Source organism: Streptomyces sp. PTL18, assembly GCF_059510295.1.
The window spans coordinates 52,778-68,989 of sequence record NZ_JCAJZO010000004.1; the positions used below are offsets into that span (position 1 = coordinate 52,778).

15 protein-coding genes and 2 pseudogenes are annotated in these 16,212 nt (G+C 71.9%); 9 read left to right on the forward strand and 8 right to left on the reverse strand.

The window, feature by feature from the left end; translation table 11 throughout:
• Positions 1-13 precede the first annotated feature (13 nt).
• From cysC to AC5WS8_RS09295, 7 genes are all read left to right on the forward strand, one after another.
• Positions 14-550: an adenylyl-sulfate kinase gene (gene cysC / locus AC5WS8_RS09265; RefSeq protein ID WP_496102830.1), complete on the forward strand. Its 537-nt coding sequence runs from the start codon at positions 14-16 to the stop codon at positions 548-550.
• On the forward strand, positions 547-1,485 hold the full coding sequence (cysD, locus tag AC5WS8_RS09270) for a sulfate adenylyltransferase subunit CysD (protein ID WP_496102831.1): 939 nt from the start codon (positions 547-549) through the stop codon (positions 1,483-1,485). The genes cysC and cysD overlap by 4 nt, the downstream gene beginning before the upstream one ends.
• Positions 1,486-1,487: 2 nt before the next feature.
• Positions 1,488-2,816 carry a sulfate adenylyltransferase subunit 1 gene (locus AC5WS8_RS09275; protein WP_496102832.1) on the forward strand — a complete coding sequence of 443 codons (1,329 nt, stop codon included), beginning with the start codon at positions 1,488-1,490 and terminating at the stop codon, positions 2,814-2,816.
• Between the two features lie 234 nt (positions 2,817-3,050).
• Positions 3,051-4,163 (forward strand): ABC transporter substrate-binding protein, encoded by a 1,113-nt coding sequence (locus AC5WS8_RS09280; RefSeq protein WP_496102833.1) that lies wholly within the window; start codon positions 3,051-3,053, stop codon positions 4,161-4,163.
• Positions 4,164-4,175: 12 nt separating this feature from the next.
• A complete protein-coding gene (locus tag AC5WS8_RS09285) occupies positions 4,176-4,979 on the forward strand; it encodes an ABC transporter ATP-binding protein (RefSeq protein WP_496102834.1) in 804 nt (267 codons plus the stop codon).
• Positions 4,966-5,856 carry an ABC transporter permease gene (locus AC5WS8_RS09290; protein ID WP_496102835.1) on the forward strand — a complete coding sequence of 297 codons (891 nt, stop codon included), beginning with the start codon at positions 4,966-4,968 and terminating at the stop codon, positions 5,854-5,856. The genes AC5WS8_RS09285 and AC5WS8_RS09290 overlap by 14 nt, the downstream gene beginning before the upstream one ends.
• 8 nt (positions 5,857-5,864) lie before the next feature.
• Positions 5,865-6,614: a sirohydrochlorin chelatase gene (locus AC5WS8_RS09295; protein WP_496102836.1), complete on the forward strand. Its 750-nt coding sequence runs from the start codon at positions 5,865-5,867 to the stop codon at positions 6,612-6,614.
• A gap of 64 nt (positions 6,615-6,678) precedes the next feature.
• Here AC5WS8_RS09295 and AC5WS8_RS09300 read toward each other — a convergent pair.
• The 5 genes and pseudogenes from AC5WS8_RS09300 to AC5WS8_RS09320 form a co-directional block, all read right to left on the reverse strand.
• Positions 6,679-7,134 (reverse strand): annotated as a pseudogene (locus AC5WS8_RS09300) (mycothiol-dependent nitroreductase Rv2466c family protein); the annotation flags it as partial.
• Positions 7,135-7,189: 55 nt separating this feature from the next.
• The gene (locus AC5WS8_RS09305) at positions 7,190-7,798 is read right to left on the reverse strand and encodes a TIGR03086 family metal-binding protein (protein WP_496102837.1); all 609 of its coding nucleotides are present in this window, start codon (positions 7,796-7,798) and stop codon (positions 7,190-7,192) included.
• Positions 7,799-7,807: 9 nt separating this feature from the next.
• A complete protein-coding gene (locus tag AC5WS8_RS09310; RefSeq protein ID WP_496102838.1) occupies positions 7,808-8,869 on the reverse strand; it encodes a ketopantoate reductase family protein in 1,062 nt (353 codons plus the stop codon).
• A gap of 75 nt (positions 8,870-8,944) precedes the next feature.
• Positions 8,945-9,325: a nuclear transport factor 2 family protein gene (locus tag AC5WS8_RS09315; protein WP_496102839.1), complete on the reverse strand. Its 381-nt coding sequence runs from the start codon at positions 9,323-9,325 to the stop codon at positions 8,945-8,947.
• Positions 9,318-9,866: a DUF1697 domain-containing protein gene (locus AC5WS8_RS09320; RefSeq protein ID WP_496102840.1), complete on the reverse strand. Its 549-nt coding sequence runs from the start codon at positions 9,864-9,866 to the stop codon at positions 9,318-9,320. Before AC5WS8_RS09320 ends, AC5WS8_RS09315 begins: the two co-directional genes overlap by 8 nt.
• A 242-nt stretch (positions 9,867-10,108) precedes the next feature.
• On the opposite strand from AC5WS8_RS09320, the gene AC5WS8_RS09325 reads away from it, so the two are divergent.
• Both AC5WS8_RS09325 and AC5WS8_RS09330 read left to right on the forward strand, forming a co-directional pair.
• A complete protein-coding gene (locus AC5WS8_RS09325; RefSeq protein WP_496102841.1) occupies positions 10,109-12,370 on the forward strand; it encodes an MMPL family transporter in 2,262 nt (753 codons plus the stop codon).
• Between the two features lie 124 nt (positions 12,371-12,494).
• Positions 12,495-13,358 carry a phosphotransferase enzyme family protein gene (locus AC5WS8_RS09330; protein WP_496102842.1) on the forward strand — a complete coding sequence of 288 codons (864 nt, stop codon included), beginning with the start codon at positions 12,495-12,497 and terminating at the stop codon, positions 13,356-13,358.
• A 363-nt stretch (positions 13,359-13,721) separates the two neighbouring features.
• Here the strand turns inward: AC5WS8_RS09330 and AC5WS8_RS09335 are convergent, their stop codons facing one another.
• From AC5WS8_RS09335 to AC5WS8_RS09345, 3 genes and pseudogenes are all read right to left on the reverse strand, one after another.
• Positions 13,722-14,444, reverse strand: coding sequence for a 3'-5' exonuclease (locus tag AC5WS8_RS09335; RefSeq protein ID WP_496102843.1), 723 nt, complete (start codon positions 14,442-14,444; stop codon positions 13,722-13,724).
• Positions 14,445-14,553: 109 nt separating this feature from the next.
• Positions 14,554-15,792, reverse strand: a complete 1,239-nt coding sequence (locus AC5WS8_RS09340) for a DUF5919 domain-containing protein (RefSeq protein ID WP_496102844.1) — start codon at positions 15,790-15,792, stop codon at positions 14,554-14,556.
• 67 nt (positions 15,793-15,859) lie between these two features.
• Positions 15,860-16,133, reverse strand: a pseudogene (locus tag AC5WS8_RS09345) (hypothetical protein); the annotation flags it as partial.
• Between the last annotated feature and the right edge of the window lie 79 nt (positions 16,134-16,212).

Genomic DNA, 16,212 nt, shown 5'->3' on the forward strand with positions numbered 1-16,212 from the left:
TCAGGAGACACACGTGACGAGCGGAGCCACCGTCTGGCTCACGGGTCTGCCGAGCGCGGGCAAGACCACCATCGCCCACGAGCTGGCGGGCCGGCTGCGCGAGGAGGGCCACCGGGTCGAGGTGCTCGACGGTGACGAGATCCGCGAGTTCCTCTCCGCGGGACTCGGCTTCAGCCGGGAGGACCGGCACACCAACGTGCAGCGCATCGGTTTCGTCGCCGAACTGCTGGCGCGCAACGGCGTCAAGGCCCTCGTCCCGGTCATCGCGCCCTACGCGGACAGCCGGGAGGCGGTGCGCAAGCGTCACCAGCAGAACGGGACGGCGTACCTCGAGGTGCATGTGGCCACCCCGGTCGACGTGTGCTCGGTGCGTGATGTCAAGGGCCTGTACGCCAAGCAGGCCGCCGGCGAGCTGAAGGGCCTGACGGGCGTCGACGACCCGTACGAGGAGCCCGAGTCGCCCGATCTGCGGATCGAGTCGCAGCACCAGACCGTGCAGGACTCCGCGGCGTCCGTGTACGCCCTGCTCAGCGAAAGGGGACTGGCATGACGACCGTCGCCGGTATCCAGGAGGGCACGGACAGCGGCCCGTACGCCCTCTCCCACCTGGACGCCCTCGAGTCCGAGGCGGTGCACATCTTCCGCGAGGTGGCGGGCGAGTTCGAGAACCCGGTGATCCTGTTCTCCGGCGGCAAGGACTCCATCGTCATGCTGCACCTGGCGCTGAAGGCGTTCGCGCCCGCACCGGTGCCGTTCGCGCTCCTGCACGTGGACACCGGGCACAACTTCCCCGAGGTCATCGAGTACCGCGACCGCACGGTGGCGCAGCACACCCTGCGGCTGCACGTCGCCTCCGTCCAGGACTACATCGACCGCGGTGTGCTCAAGGAGCGCCCGGACGGCACCCGCAACCCGCTGCAGACGCTGCCGCTGACCGAGAAGATCCAGAGCGAGAAGTTCGACGCCGTGTTCGGCGGCGGGCGCCGCGACGAGGAGAAGGCGCGCGCGAAGGAGCGCGTGTTCTCCCTGCGCGACGAGTTCTCGCAGTGGGACCCGCGCCGTCAGCGCCCCGAGCTGTGGCAGCTCTACAACGGCCGCCACGCACCCGGCGAGCACGTGCGCGTCTTCCCGCTCAGCAACTGGACCGAGCTGGACGTGTGGCAGTACATCGCCCGGGAGGGCATCGAGCTGCCCCAGATCTACTTCGCCCACGAGCGCGAGGTGTTCCGGCGCAACGGCATGTGGCTGACCGCCGGCGAGTGGGGCGGCCCCAAGGACGGCGAGAGCGTGGAGAAGCGGCTGGTGCGCTACCGCACCGTCGGCGACATGTCCTGCACCGGTGCCGTCGACTCCGACGCGGTGACCCTGGAGGAGGTCATCACCGAGATCGCCGCCTCCCGGCTCACGGAGCGCGGCGCGACCCGGGCCGACGACAAGCTCTCCGAGGCCGCCATGGAGGACCGCAAGCGCGAGGGGTACTTCTAGCCATGACCACCACCACGGAACTCTCCGCCACCACCCTCCTGCGGTTCGCCACCGCCGGTTCGGTCGACGACGGCAAGTCGACCCTCGTCGGGCGGCTGCTGCACGACTCCAAGTCGGTCCTCACCGACCAGCTGGAGGCCGTGGAACGGGCTTCGGCCGGCCGCGGCCAGGAGGGCCCCGACCTGGCGCTGCTCACCGACGGCCTGCGGGCCGAGCGCGAGCAGGGCATCACCATCGACGTGGCCTACCGCTACTTCGCCACGCCCCGCCGCCGGTTCATCCTCGCCGACACCCCCGGCCATGTGCAGTACACCCGCAACATGGTCACCGGCGCCTCCACCGCCGAGCTGACGGTGATCCTGGTCGACGCCCGCAACGGTGTCGTCGAGCAGACCCGGCGCCACGCCGCGATCGCCGCCCTGCTGCGCGTGCCTCACGTGGTTCTCGCCGTCAACAAGATGGACCTGGCCGGCTACCAGGAGTCCGTCTTCGCGCAGATCGCCGAGGAGTTCACGGCGTACGCGACCGAGCTGGGCGTGCCCGAGGTCACCGCGATCCCGATCTCGGCGCTCGAGGGCGACAACGTGGTGGAGCCGTCCGCCCACATGGACTGGTACGGCGGCCCGACCGTCCTGGAGCACCTGGAGACCGTCCCGGTCAGCCACGACCTGGCGCACTGCCACGCCCGGCTGCCGGTGCAGTACGTGATCCGTCCGCAGACCGCCGAGCACCCCGACTACCGCGGCTACGCGGGCCAGATCGCGGCCGGTTCCTTCCGCGTCGGGGAGCAGGTCACGGTCCTGCCGTCCGGCCGTACGACCAAGGTCTCCGGGATCGACCTGCTGGGCCGGCCGGTCGAGGTGGCCTGGACGCCGCAGTCGGTGACGCTGCTCCTCGAGGACGACATCGACATCTCGCGCGGCGACCTGATCGTGCCCACCAAGGACGCTCCGGCGACCACCCAGGACATCGAGGCGACCGTCTGCCATGTCGCCGACCAGCCGCTCACGGTCGGCCACCGGGTGCTGCTCAAGCACGGCACGCGCACGGTCAAGGCGATCGTCAAGGACATCCCGTCCCGCCTCACGCTCGACGACCTGTCCCTGCACCCGCACCCGGGACAACTCGTCGCCAACGACATCGGCCGGGTGAAGATCCGTACCGCCGAGCCGCTACCGGTGGACTCCTACGCAGACTCGCGCCGTACGGGCTCGTTCATCCTGATCGACCCGTCCGACGGCACCACGCTGACCGCGGGTATGGTCGGAGAGTCGTTCGCCGCGCCCGACCCGGTCAAGGACGAGGCCGACGACGACGGGTGGGACTTCTGATCATGACCCACGCCTGCTTCTTCTCCACGTTCGCGAAGGAGGGCGGCCGTGTCGGCAGCGGCGCCCTCGGCAGCGGGCAGGGCGGAGTGGCGCGATGTGCGCGATGACGCGCGCGCACGGCCTGCGCGCCCCCTCCCCCCGCCCGACGTCCCGGAAGCGACGAAGACCCTTGCCGAACTCCCGGCCACGACCGACAGGACCGTGACCGCCGGGCCAACGAGAGGAAGACCTCCCGTGCCTGCCAACCGCTCGACCCTGCTCCGCCGCGGCACAGCCGTGCTCGCCGCTCTCCCTCTTCTCACGCTCGCCGCCTGCGGCTACGGCTCCAGGGCGACCAGCACCCCCTCGGGCCAGAAGGTCGTCGCCGGTGCCCGGAAGATCGACGGTCTCGACTCCGTCACGATCGGCTACTTCGGCAACCTGACGCACGGCACCGCGCTCGTGGGCGTCCAGAAGGGCTTCTTCCAGAAGGCCCTCGGCGGCACGCAGGCCAAGTACCAGGTCTTCAACGCGGGCCCCTCCGAGATCGAGGCACTGAACTCCGGTTCCGTCGACATCGGCTGGATCGGGCCCTCCCCGGCGATCAACGGCTACACCAAGTCCGCGGGCAAGAACCTGCGCATCATCGGCGGTTCGGCCTCCGGCGGCGTGAAGCTCGTGGTCGACCCCGAGAAGATCAAGTCCCTGGCGGACGTCAAGGGCAAGAAGATCGCCACCCCGCAGCTCGGCAACACGCAGGACGTGGCGTTCCTCAACTGGATCGCGCAGCAGGGCTGGAAGGTCGACGCGCAGAGCGGCAAGGGCGATGTGTCGGTGGTCCGCACCGACAACAAGGTCACTCCGGACGCCTTCAGGTCCGGTTCCGTCGACGGCGCCTGGGTGCCGGAGCCCACCGCGTCCAAGCTGGTCGCCGAGGGCGGCAGGGTGCTGCTGGACGAGTCCTCCCTGTGGCCGGACAAGAAGTTCGTGATCACGAACATCATCGTGTCGCAGAAGTTCCTCAAGGAGCACCCGAAGGCCGTCGAGGCCGTGCTGAAGGCGTCGGTCGAGACCAACAAGTGGATCAAGGCCGACCCGGACGCGGCGAAGGCGGCGGCGAACCAGCAGCTGGCCGTGGACTCCGGCAAGGCGCTCCCGGCGAAGGTCCTCGACCCGGCGTGGAAGTCCATCCGGTTCACCGACGACCCGCTGGCCTCCACCCTGGACACCGAGGCGCAGCACGCGGTCAAGGCGGGTCTGCTGAAGGACCCGAGGCTGGACGGCATCTACGACCTCACCCTCCTGAACAAGGTCCTCAGGGCCGAGGGCGAGCCGACCGTCAGCGACGCCGGTCTCGGCGTCGAGTAAGACCCGCAGCCGATGAGTTCCCAGGAGGTGACGACCATGGCCACGACCCTCACCAAGGCCGCCGAGTCCGTCGACCAGGCGGCACGCCTTGAGCACGTCTCGAAGTCCTTCCCGGTGCCGGGCGGGCAGCAGCTCGTGCTGGACGACATCAGCCTCGATGTCGCGCCCGGCGAGTTCGTCACCCTCCTGGGGGCCTCGGGGTGCGGCAAGTCCACGCTGCTGAACCTGGTGGCAGGCCTGGACAAGCCGACCGGCGGTGCCATCACGACGGACGGCCGCCCGGCCCTGATGTTCCAGGAGCACGCCCTGTTCCCGTGGCTGACCGCGGGCAAGAACATCGAACTCGCCCTGAAGCTCAGGGGCGTCCCGAGGAGCGACCGGCGTGAGCGCGCCGAGGAACTGCTCGAGCTCGTGCGCCTGAAGGGGTCGTACGGCAAGCGGGTGCACGAGCTGTCCGGCGGTATGCGCCAGCGGGTCGCCATGGCGCGCGCGCTGGCGCAGGACAGCCGGCTGCTGCTGATGGACGAACCGTTCGCCGCGCTGGACGCCATCACCCGTGACCTGCTGCACGACGAGCTGACCCGTATCTGGCAGGAGACCGGTCTCTCGGTCCTGTTCGTCACGCACAACGTGCGCGAGGCGGTGCGGCTCGCGCAGCGCGTGGTGCTGCTGTCCTCCCGCCCGGGGCGCGTGGCCCGTGAGTGGACGGTCGGCATTCCGCAGCCTCGCCGTATCGAGGACGCGCCGGTCGCGGAGCTGTCCCTCGAGATCACCGATGTACTGCGTGGGGAGATCCGCCGCCATGGCCAGCACTGAGACCAAGACGACCGAGGGCACCGGGCTGGACGGTGTGGAGGCCGGTCTCGACGCACTGGAGACCACGGTCACCGGCCGTACGCCCTTCCGGCAGACCCTCGTCAACAAGCTCCTCCCGCCGCTCGTGGGCATCGCGCTCGTCCTGGTGGTCTGGCAGGCACTGATCTCCTTCAAGGTCGTCGACGACCCGGCCAAGCTGCCCTCCCCCGGCGCCGTGGCGGGCGAGTTCGAGGACGCCTGGCTGCAGGGGACGCTGCTCGGCTACATCTGGACCAGCGTCTCGCGCGGTCTGCTGGGCTTCGTGTTCGCGCTGGCGATCGGCACCCCGCTGGGTCTGCTGGTGGCGCGCGTGAAGTTCGTGCGCGCGGCCATCGGCCCGGTGCTGTCCGGACTGCAGTCGCTGCCGTCCGTGGCGTGGGTGCCGCCCGCGGTGATCTGGCTGGGCCTGAACAACTCGATGATGTACGCGGTGATCCTGCTCGGCGCGGTGCCGTCCATCGCCAACGGCCTGGTCTCCGGGATCGACCAGGTGCCGCCGCTGTTCCTGCGTGCGGGCCGCACGATGGGCGCGACGGGTCTGAGGGGCGCCCGGCACATCGTGCTGCCGGCGGCGCTGCCGGGCTACCTGGCGGGGCTGAAGCAGGGCTGGGCGTTCTGCTGGCGCTCGCTGATGGCGGCGGAGATCATCGCCTCCTCCCCCGACCTCGGCATCGGCCTGGGCGCGCTGCTGGAGAACGGGCGCAACGCGAGCTCCATGTCCATGGTGTTCGAGGCGATCATCCTGATCCTGTTCGTCGGCATCGCCATCGACCTGCTCATCTTCAGTCCGCTGGAGCGGTGGGTGCTGCGCAGCCGCGGCCTGCTGGTGAAGGGCTGAGCCACCTCATGCACCATCCGGTACTCCTCGTGATCGCCCACGGCAGCCGCGATGCCCGACACGCCGCGACCGTGCACGCCCTGGTAGGGCGGGTGCGGCGGCTGCGGCCGGAGCTGCGCGTGGAGACCGGCTTCCTGGACTTCAACGTCCCGTCGGTGCACGGAGTCCTGGAGTCCCTGGCGGCTCAGGGGGTCCGCGAGGTCGTGGCGCTGCCGCTGCTGCTGACCCGGGCGTTCCACGCGAAGGCGGACATCCCCGCGGTCCTGCGGGAGGCCTCCCCGCGGCTGCGGATCCGGCAGGCGGACGTGCTGGGCCCCTCACCCCTGCTGACGGGGGCCCTCGAACGCCGTCTGTACGAGGTGGGGCTGGCCCCCGCCGACAAGTCCTCGACCGGGGTCGTACTGGCCTCGGCGGGGTCCACCGACCCGGAGGCGATCGCAGTGATCGCTGACATCGCGCGGGAGTGGCGGCACACCGGTTGGTGCGCCGTGCGGCCTGCGTTCGCCTCCGCTGCGTCTCCCGCGGGGTTCCCGCGCACCGAGGACGCGGTGCGCGAACTGCGCGAGCTGGGCTGCGCCCGGGTGGCCGTGGCGCCGTACGTGCTGGCGCCCGGCTTCCTGCCGGACCGCATCGCGCGGGGCGCGGTCGGCGCGGACGTCCTGGCCGAGGTGCTCGGTCCGGCGCCGGAGGTGGCGCGGTTGCTGCTGGAACGGTACGACGAGGCGTGCCTGCCGGCTGTGGAGGCGCTCGGGGCCTGACGCGTCCCCGGAGCGCCTGGTCGCCGGCCCGTCAGTGGAAGCGCAGCGCTCCCGTCCTCGTCCTGGGTGTACCCACATAGCCGCCCGAGTCGGGCTCGGCGCCCGCGTCATGGCTGCGGCGTACGGCCTCGTCGTGGGCCGGGTCGTGCGCGGCGGCGGCGAGGTCGGCCGGCAGACCGACCTCGGCGAGCGACTCGGCGATCACCGCGTCGAAGTCCTCTTCCTTGCGTTCGTGGATGCGGGTGCCGAACGCCGTGTACAGGTCGCGCAGGACCTTCTCGCCGTGGCGCTCCGCCGCGGCGACCGCGACCCGCACCGGACCGATCGACTTGTCGACCAAGTCGCGGTACCAGTCGGGCAGTTCGTTGCCCACGTTGTGCAGGTGCAGGCTCATCACGTGGAAGCGGAGGTCGAGCGGGCGTTCGCGCTCGACCTCCAGCAGCCAGCGGGAGGTGATCCAGGCGAAGGGGCAGGCGGGGTCGAAGTAGGCATCCACGCGGACGGGAGAGGGGTTCTGCATGCCGCCGACGCCAGTGCCCGGCCGGCACGGCACCCTGGTCCAATCAGCGCCCTGTTCAGTGGTCCACTTCGCCCACCGGGGCCTGCCTCGGGTCCCGTCCGCTCGCCGCCAGCGCCCGCTCGAACAGGGGTGCCTCGGCGGCGACCGGGACGGGCTCGGCGAAGCCGTCGTACTGCCGGTAGAGGTCGCCGTGGGTCTCGACGACCTCCAGGACGAGCCGTGCGGCGTCCTCGGAGATCCGGTGTTCCTGGGCGGTGGCCGTCGCCACGTCCCAGCTGTGGACGGCCAGCTCCTTGAGGAGCAACCGCGCCAGTTCGTCCGCGGGCATCTCGGCCATGCCGAGGTCGATCGCCCCCTCCCACACGGCGGGGTCGTCCCAGGCGGCCACGCCGCGGTCGAGCTGCTCCGCGTACGCGCGCGCCCAGCGGGGGTCGGCGGTGAAGTCGCGGGCGGTCAGCTCCTCGGGCAGTTGCTTGCGCAGGGCGCGGTGTTCCAGGCCGTGCGAGGTGTAGAGGACCCAGTGGTTCACCAGGGCACGAACGTCCCAGGCGGGGCAGTGGGTGGGCCGGGAGAGCTGCTCCGCCCGGACGCCCCGGGCGACGCGTGCGGCCTCGGCGGCGCATTCGACCAGGTAGGGGTGCACGTTCTTGTAGGCATCGCTCATGCCTTCACACTAGGAGCGGCTGCCGTGCCCCTCTTGAACAAACGCGACAGCCTCCCCGGCGGCGGCCGCCTCGGCCTCGTCGGCCAGCCGCACCAGCTCCGCCGGCGGCAGCGACCCGGGCGCCCTGTGCTCCCGCGCGAACGTGGTGGCGAGCCGCTGCAGCAGCTCGTTGAGCGGGGTCGCCACACCGTGCAGCCGGCCCAGGAGGACGATCTCACCGTTGAGGTAGTCGGCCTCGATGGTGCCGGTGCCGCGGGTGAGGGACTGCCAGGAGGACCCGCCGCCGGCCTCGACCCCGTCGAGCGGCACCAGACGCACCTTGTCGCCGCGCGCCTCCTGCTGCTCCGCGTCGCTCGCGTACGGTATCCCGGCGGCCCGGAGCACCGACTCGCCCTCGGCCCGCACCCTGGCGTACAGCGCCCGCGCCTCCTCGCCGGTGAGCGGCCCGCTGACCGCCTCGACGGCGTTGGCGAGGTTGCCCAGAAGCTTGGCGTACTGCCAGCGTGTCACGTCCGGCACGACGGGGGCCTCGAACCGGGCCGTCCCCAGGTCGGCGGCGATCCGGCGGGCGGTGTCGTCGGTGCCGTGCGGATACCGGCCGAGGTGCAGGATGCCGGTGAGCGGGGTACCGGCGGCGGAGACGGCGCCCGGCTCGACGAAGGTGGACGGCAGCCACACGCAGACGCCGTAGACATGGCGGAAGCGGCGCAGCGCGAGCCGCTGGCTCTCCACGCCGTTCTGCGCGCAGACCAACGCGAGCCGCTCCGCGGCCGTTGCGCCGCCCCGCACCGGAGCCGGTCCCCAGGTGTCCAGCGCGGCCTCGCTGTCCTGGGTCTTGACGGCCAGCACGAGGACGTCGTCCGTCCGCAGCTCGCCCAGTGCCGAGGGCCCGTCGACGACCGGCAGCCGGTGGGTGTGCTCGCCGTCCGGGGTGAGGAAGCGCAGTCCGCGCTCGCGCAGCGCCGTGTACTGCGCACCCCGTGCGACCAGGACGACCTCGTGCCCGGCCTGGGCGAGCCGGGCGCCGATCGTTGCGCCGACGGCGCCTGCTCCGATGATGACGTAGCGCATGCCGACGAGCCTTGCACACCGTCTCGTTGGCCGTTTCCCCGGGTCCGCACGGACCGCACGGCGGCACGGCTCCCGTCACTTCGTCCCGGGGCCGGGGTTGAACGGCGTCCCCTGGTGGAAGTACAGCTGCCACCCCTGCGCCGTCCTTCGCCACAGCGAACTGCGGTGCGCATGACGGCCGTCGTTCTCCGTGTCGAAGGTGAGGTGCACCAGGTCCGGGGCGAGCTGGACGCCGGTGACGGGGGAGGTGACGGACGGCCGCGTCCCCGGGCCGGCCGGGGAGGTGAGCATCTCGATGGCGGAGGCGCGGTCCCAGTGCCGTCCGGAGACACCGAACTCGTGGAAGGCGGGGTGCAGCAGTGCCCCGACCTGTTCGGGTGAGCGGCTGATCTCCGGGTCGAGGAGACGCAGTTCGCGCTCGATCGCCGCCTCGACGGCCGGGCGGTGCTCAGGCACGGGTCAGCTCCTCCAGTTTGACGACCGTGTTCCAGTTGCGGGTGGTGGCGATCAGGCCTTTGGTCAACCGGGGCCTGGACAGCTGTTCGGCGAGCTTGGAGCGGCCGAGGCCGTCGGGGGTGTAGAGGTAGAGCGCGCGGTCGCCGAGGCGGAACTCCTCCGGCAGGTACGCGGCCGGGTCGACCTCCGCGAACCGTCCGGCCTCCACCGGCTGCGAGAAGTACGTGACGTGCAGCTGCCGGCCCTCCAGCTCATCGGCCGGGAACGCGCAGGCGTCGCGCACGGCCTTCAGATACACGTGGTCGCGTACGAGGACGTCGACCCGGAAGCCGAACTCCTTCTCGATCGCCGCCTCCAGCTCCACCGTCAGGGACTCCTCGTCGCCGTGGCCGGCCGTGAAGACCGCGTTGCCGCTCTGCAGATACGTGGCCACCCCGGTGTGGCCGAGCCCGGTCAGCAGCTCCCGCAGCCGCGCCATCGGCAGCTTCCGGTTGCCGCCCACGTTGATGCCCCGCAGCAGCGCCGCGTACGTCGTCGTCATGCCCCCAGCCTAGGCGGACGCTCGCGCGGGCGCCGGACCCTGATCCCTGCCCCCGAGCCACCCGGAAAGGTGTAAGGGGCCGTTGTCCTCCCGGATGGTGAGGCCGCCCGGTCCGAGGGGATGAGCCGGGGTGCTCACGGTTCACCGGGCAGCACGACGAGTCGCGCTTATGCCGCCCCTACCTTCGAAGCGGACGGTGACGGCAGGAGGCCGTCACCCGCACAGAGGGGGGCAAGCCCGTCATGGGGAACGGAGATACGCGGGTGCGGGGCATCGCCGCCCGGGCCGGCGGCTGGAGCGCCCGGCACCGATGGGCTGCCGTCGGCATCTGGGTGCTGTTCGTCGTCCTGGCCATGGCCGCCGGCTCGGCCGCCGGGCGCGTCGACATCAAGGACAGTGACGAGCTCAAGGGCGAGACTCACGCCGCCGCCAAGATCATCGAGGACTCGGGGATCAAGCGGCCGGCCGGCGAGAGCGTGCTCATCCAGGCGAAGGACGGCACCGTCACGGCCACCGACCCGCGGTTCCGTGCCGCCGTCACCGCGGTCGTACGGGCCGTCGACGGCACCGGCCGGGTGACGGACGTGACCTCTCCCTACGACACGAGGAGCATCTCCAAGGACGGCCGCAGCGCCCTGGTGCAGTTCGACATGCGCGGCGACGCGGACACCGCGGGCGACAGGGTCGAGCCCGTGCTGAAGGCCGTCGCCGGGGTCCAGCAGGACCACCCGCAGCTGCGGATCGAGGAGATCGGCGCGGCCAGCATGCGCAAGACGTTCTCCGACGCGTTCGGCGACGACTTCAAGCAGGCCGAGTACTCCGCCGTGCCGGTGGCGCTCGGCATCCTGCTGATCGCGTTCGGCGCGCTGGTCGCGGCGCTGCTGCCGGTGGCGCTCGCCATCACCGCGATCGTGGCGACGATGGGCCTGATGGGTGTCGTCAGCCATCTGCAGGCCATGAACGACACCGCCAACTCCGTGATGCTGCTGGTCGGCATGGCCGTCGGCGTCGACTACTGCCTGTTCTACCTGCGCCGTGAGCGGGAGGAGCGCGCGGCCGGGCGCGATGCGGGCACCGCGCTGCGCATCGCCGCCGCGACCAGCGGACGCGCCGTGATCGTCTCCGGAGTCACGGTGTGCGTGGCGATGGCGGGCATGCTGTTCACCGGGCTCGCCACGTTCGAGGCGATGGGCCTGGCCTCGCTGATGGTCGTCGCGGTCGCCATGGTCGGCTCGGTCACCGTGCTCCCCGCGCTGCTGTCGCTGCTCGGCAAGCGGGTCGAGAAGGGCCGTATCCCGTTCCTGCACCCGGACAAGCGGCGCGCGCGGTCCGGCCGGGGCGCCGACGAGGGCAGCCGGCTGTGGAGGGCCGTCCTGAAGGTGGTCCTCGCCAGGCCCGCGGTCTCCCTGGTGGTCGCGGCCGGTGCGCTGCTGGCGATCGCCGCGCCCGCGCTCGGCATGAAGACCCAGAACCTCACACTGGACCAGGAGTTCGGGAACAAGCTGCCGATCGTCGCCACGTACAACCGCGTCAACGAGGCCTTCCCCGGCGGATCCGAACCGGCCCAGGTCGTCGTCACGGCGAAGGACATCAACGCGCCCGACGTGAGGTCCGCGATCGCCGGCTTCCGCACGGAGGCCATCGCGTCGGGCGCCTCGCGCGGCCCGGTGGACGTCAAAGTGCACGACGCGCAGAACGTGGCCGTGATCTCCGTCCCGCTCGTCGGCGGCTCCGACCTGGACAAGGCGGGCAAGAGCCTGGAGCTGCTGCGCGACAGGGTACGGCCCGACACGCTCGGCAAGGTGGAGGGCGTCCAGGCGCCGATCACGGGTCAGGTCGCGGGCTCGCACGACTTCAACGACCAGCTCGTCGGCTCGGTGGTCCCGGTCTTCGCGTTCGTCGTGGTCTTCGCCTTCCTGCTGATGCTCCTGTCGTTCCGCTCGCTGACGATCGCGATCACCTCGATCGTCCTGAACCTGCTCTCGGTCGGCGCGGCCTACGGCATCCTGGTCGCCGTCTTCCAGCACGGCTGGGGCGCGTCGCTGGTGGGCGCGCACGGGGTGGGCGCCATCATCACCTGGCTGCCGCTGTTCCTCTTCGTCATCCTGTTCGGCCTGTCGATGGACTACCACGTGTTCGTGGTCTCCCGGATCCGCGAGGCCCGGATGCGGGGCCGGACCACGAAGGACGCGATCACGCACGGCGTGGTCACCACGGCCGGGGTCGTCACCAGCGCCGCTGTCATCATGGTCGCCGTCTTCGCGATCTTCGGCACGCTGTCCATGCAGTCCATGAAGCAGATGGGTGTGGGCCTGGCCGCCGCGGTCCTCATCGACGCGACCGTCATCCGGGGCGTGCTGCTCCCGGCGGTGATGGCACTGCTGGGCGAGCGCAACTGGTACCTGCCGAAGTGGCTGCACCGGCTGCCGGACCTCACGCACGACGAGACGCCGGAGGCGGTGGCACCGGCGGCGCGGGACCAGAACGAGCCGCTGGGGGTCTGAACCCCACCCGAGCGAGGCCCGTCGGCGACCGGGGAGCCGGCGGGCCCCGGCCGGTCGCCGTGCCGACCTGCGGGAATGCCACACTGGCAGACCACAGGAGCCGGTTCGGACGCGGAGGCGGGCGATGGACGAGACGCGGGCGCGGGGGGTGCTGGGCAAGGCGGGCGTCCTGCCGGGTGCGGCACGGGACGCACGACTGCTCGCCCTGGGGGAGAACGCCGTGTTCGCGGCCGGTGATCTGGTGGTCAAGGTCGGCCGCGGCGCCGAGCTGCTGGAGCGGGCCCGGCGGGAGCTGGACATCGCGCTCTGGCTGGCCGAGGCCGAGATCCCGGCGGTGCGGGCCGCCGAGCCGGAACCCCTGCTCGTCGACGGGCATCCCGTGACCGTATGGCACCGGCTGCCCGAGTCCGTACGCCCCGCCGAACCTCGCGACCTCGCCGAACTGCTGCGGATCGTGCACGCCCTGCCCTCCCCCGCCCTCGCCCTGCCGCCCCGCGATCTGCTGGGCGGGGTGGAACGCTGGCTGCGGCTCGCGGGCGACGCGATCGACCCGGCGGACGCGGCCTGGCTGCGCGGGCGCCGCGACGGGTTCGCCGCCGCGGCGGCCGCGCTCACCCCGCATCTGGCGCCCGGCCCGATCCACGGCGACGCGCTGCCGCGCAATGTGCACATCGGCCCGGACGGCCCGGTCCTGGTCGACCTGGAGACCTTCTCCGCCGATCTGCGCGAGCACGACCTGGTGGTCATGGCCCTCTCCCGCGACCGCTACGGTCTCCCGGCCGAGGCGTACGACTCCTTCACCGCCGTCTACGGCTGGGACGTACGCGCCTGGGAGGGCTGTTCGGTGCTGCGCGGCGCCCGGGAGACGGCCAGCTGCGCCTGGGTCGCCCAGCACGCGCCCGGCAATCCCAGGGCCCTGGCCGAGTTCGAGCGCCGGGTGGCGTCGTTGCGGGACGGGGACGAGACGGTGCGCTGGTATCCGTTCTGACTCCGGTGTCACCGGGTTGCTCCGCTCCGCGCCCCGTGAAGCCGCGCCGGGCCGCCGCTCGGCACGGAGCCCGGGTGGGTCGTGGCGGTGGGCGTCGTCCTCCGCGGCGACCGCCTCGCCCCGCTCACCGGACTCGGCGCGGCCCTGTTGGTCGCCGGGACCTACTGGGCAGTCGGTGGAACGCGCCCACCGCACGGTCGCACCGGACCGGGCGAACGTGGAACGCGCCCACCACACGGTCGCACCGGACCGGGCGAACGGCCCCGCCTCCATGCCTCAGGCCGGAACCGGGCAGGCCGGGACCGGGAAGGACGCCAGGCGCGGGACCAGGGCCCGCACCGGTTCCTGAACCCGCCACCCGTCTCAGACCCTCCCGTCCACCGCCTCCCGCACCGGCCACGTACCGTCCACCACCGCCCCCGCGTCGCCCTTGGCGCGCAGGAACTCCTGGAAGTCCGCCGCCCAGTCCGCGTACCACTCGATCTGGCGGCGGTGCAGCTCCGCCGGGCCGAGGGCCGCGACCTTCGGGTGGCGGCCGGCTATCGCCGCTGCCAGCCTGGCCGCGGCCAGCGCGTCCGCGCCCGCGTTGTGCGCGGACTCCAGCGCCACCCCGTACTCCGCGCAGACCGCTTCCAGGTTGCGCTTGCCGCGGCGGTAGCGGTCGGCCCAGCGGTCGATCGTGTACGGGTCGATGACCGGGGCCGGAGCGAGGCCCCCCAGACGGTCGCGCAGGGACGGCAGTCCGTGCCGGCGCAGCTCGGCGGAGAGCAGGGTCAGATCGAAGGCCGCGTTGTAGGCGACGACCGGCACTCCCGTCCGCCAGTACGCCACCAGGACCTCCGCGATCGCGTCCACGACCCGGTCGGCAGGCCGGCCCTCGGCCACCGCCCGCTCGTTGCTGATCCCGTGCACCGCGACCGCGTCGGCCGGGATCTCCACCCCCGGATCCGCCAGCCAGTCGCGGCGGCCGAGCGGCTCCCCGCCCTCGACCTCGATCACCGCCCCCGTGACGATGCGCGCCTCATACGGATCCGTCCCGGTCGTCTCCAGGTCGAAGCCGATGAGCAGCTCCCGGTGCCAGGCCATGGCGGCCCCCCCTTCGTGGTGGTGCTTTCCCCCAGTGGCCTCCACCTTCGCATGGGCCACTGACAATCCGAGGACGGGATTCCGCTTCGGGTCGGCACCACGGGGCACTTCAGGACACGGGACGCGAATCAGCCCAAGCCAGTTCGAACTCCTCGCGGTAGGTGGGGAAGAGCCCGTTCTCCTCGACGTCGCCGGACTTGACGACCCGGCTGCCGCCGCGCAGCACCAGCACCGGCGCCTCCATGCCGCGGGTGCGGCGCAGGTAGGACTGGACGACCGCGATGCCGTCGGAGCCGTCCCCGTTCACCAGGTACGCGGTGAAACGGGGTGTCTCGTCGAAGACCTGGATCTCGAAGGCGCCCGGGTCGCGCAGCTTCGAGCGCACCCGGCGCATGTGCAGGATGTTCATCTCCACGGCACGGCTCAGCTCCCCTTTCCTGATGCCGAGCTCCCGCTCGCGCCGTTTGACCGCGCTGGAGGCCGGGTTGAGGAAGAGCAGTCGCACCCGGCAGCCGGACTCGGCGAGCCGCAGCAGCCGCCGTCCGGAGAAGTTCTGCACGAGCAGGTTGAGGCCGATGCCGATGGCGTCCAGGCGGCGGGCACCGCCGAAGATGTCCTCGGCCGGGAACTGCCGCAGCAGCCGCACCCGGTCCGGATGGACGGCGACCACGTCCGCGTACCGGTCGCCCACCAGATCCTCGACCGCGTCGACGGGCAGCCGGCGGGCGGAGGGCACGTCACCGCCCGCGCCGAGGATCTCCAGGAGCCTTGCGGAGGCGCGCTCAGCCTGCGCGAGGACCGCCTGGGACAGGGCCCGGTTGCGGGAGACCACGTTCCGGGTCACTTCCAGCTCGTCCAGGGCGAGTTCCACGTCGCGGCGTTCGTCTATGTACGGCTCGAAGCACGGCCAGTGCTGCACCATCAGCTCGCGCAGCTGCGGCAGCGTGAGAAAACTGAGCACGTTGTCGTCGGCGGGGTCGAGCAGATACCCCTTTCGGCGGCTCACCTCGCGTACCGCGACCGCCCGCTGCACCCACTCCTGGCCGGCCGGTCCGGCGGCGGCGACCACCCAGTCGTCGCCGTGGACCGGTTCGTAGATGGGGCGGAGAACGGCGGCCACGACCGCGCGCAGCCGCTGCTCCACCAGATTCAGCCAGATGTAGGCCCGCCCGGCTCGCTGGGCGCGGGTCAGCACCTCGCGCCAGGCGTCGGCGTCCCAGTCGAGTTCCGGTCCGATGGAGCCCGTCTCCACCGGCCGTGCCAGGGACACCGCCCCGGGCGGGACATCCGTGGAGTTCGCCTCGTGACCCTCGTCACCAGGGGGCAGCTCCAGCCCTCCCGAGCCCACCCGCGCACCGCCTTCCGCTCCCCCGAGCCTCCCCAGGGGCAAGACCCCGGCCAACGATCAAGGAAGACTACTCCGGGAGTGCGGCGCGGTGCAGCCGGATGGACAGGGTCGTTTCCCAACTACCGTTTCGAGGAGGTCCGTTCTGGTCGGCGAGGGCCGGGGGGAGTGAGCGGATTCATAGCCGTGACGTCGCGCGGAGCGATGGAGAAGCCCTGCCGGTGGACCGACGGGGGCTGCTGCTCCTCGTCGCGCGCCACATGATGGAAGCCGACATTCACCCACACCACCGGGTGAGTGAGCGTCCGGCCGTTGACCCACGGGTCCACCGTCCCGGCCGCCCCCCTGTTCCCGAGCGGCTCGACCGCACCGGGCGCCACGGCCCGGTCCTGCCGCCGGGCGGCCCTGCCGGGCGGCAAGCCC

Bases quoted from the DNA above. Each gene is read 5' to 3' on its own strand.
- cysD (WP_496102831.1), top strand. From the start codon at position 547: ATGACGACCGTCGCCGGTATCCAGGAGGGCACGGACAGCGGCCCGTAC.
- AC5WS8_RS09275 (WP_496102832.1), top strand. From the start codon at position 1,488: ATGACCACCACCACGGAACTCTCCGCCACCACCCTCCTGCGGTTCGCC.
- AC5WS8_RS09285 (WP_496102834.1), top strand. From the start codon at position 4,176: ATGAGTTCCCAGGAGGTGACGACCATGGCCACGACCCTCACCAAGGCC.
- AC5WS8_RS09290 (WP_496102835.1), top strand. From the start codon at position 4,966: ATGGCCAGCACTGAGACCAAGACGACCGAGGGCACCGGGCTGGACGGT.
- AC5WS8_RS09295 (WP_496102836.1), top strand. From the start codon at position 5,865: ATGCACCATCCGGTACTCCTCGTGATCGCCCACGGCAGCCGCGATGCC.
- AC5WS8_RS09305 (WP_496102837.1), bottom strand. From the start codon at position 7,798: ATGAGCGATGCCTACAAGAACGTGCACCCCTACCTGGTCGAATGCGCC.
- AC5WS8_RS09310 (WP_496102838.1), bottom strand. From the start codon at position 8,869: ATGCGCTACGTCATCATCGGAGCAGGCGCCGTCGGCGCAACGATCGGC.
- AC5WS8_RS09320 (WP_496102840.1), bottom strand. From the start codon at position 9,866: ATGACGACGACGTACGCGGCGCTGCTGCGGGGCATCAACGTGGGCGGC.
- AC5WS8_RS09325 (WP_496102841.1), top strand. From the start codon at position 10,109: ATGGGGAACGGAGATACGCGGGTGCGGGGCATCGCCGCCCGGGCCGGC.
- AC5WS8_RS09330 (WP_496102842.1), top strand. From the start codon at position 12,495: ATGGACGAGACGCGGGCGCGGGGGGTGCTGGGCAAGGCGGGCGTCCTG.
- AC5WS8_RS09335 (WP_496102843.1), bottom strand. From the start codon at position 14,444: ATGGCCTGGCACCGGGAGCTGCTCATCGGCTTCGACCTGGAGACGACC.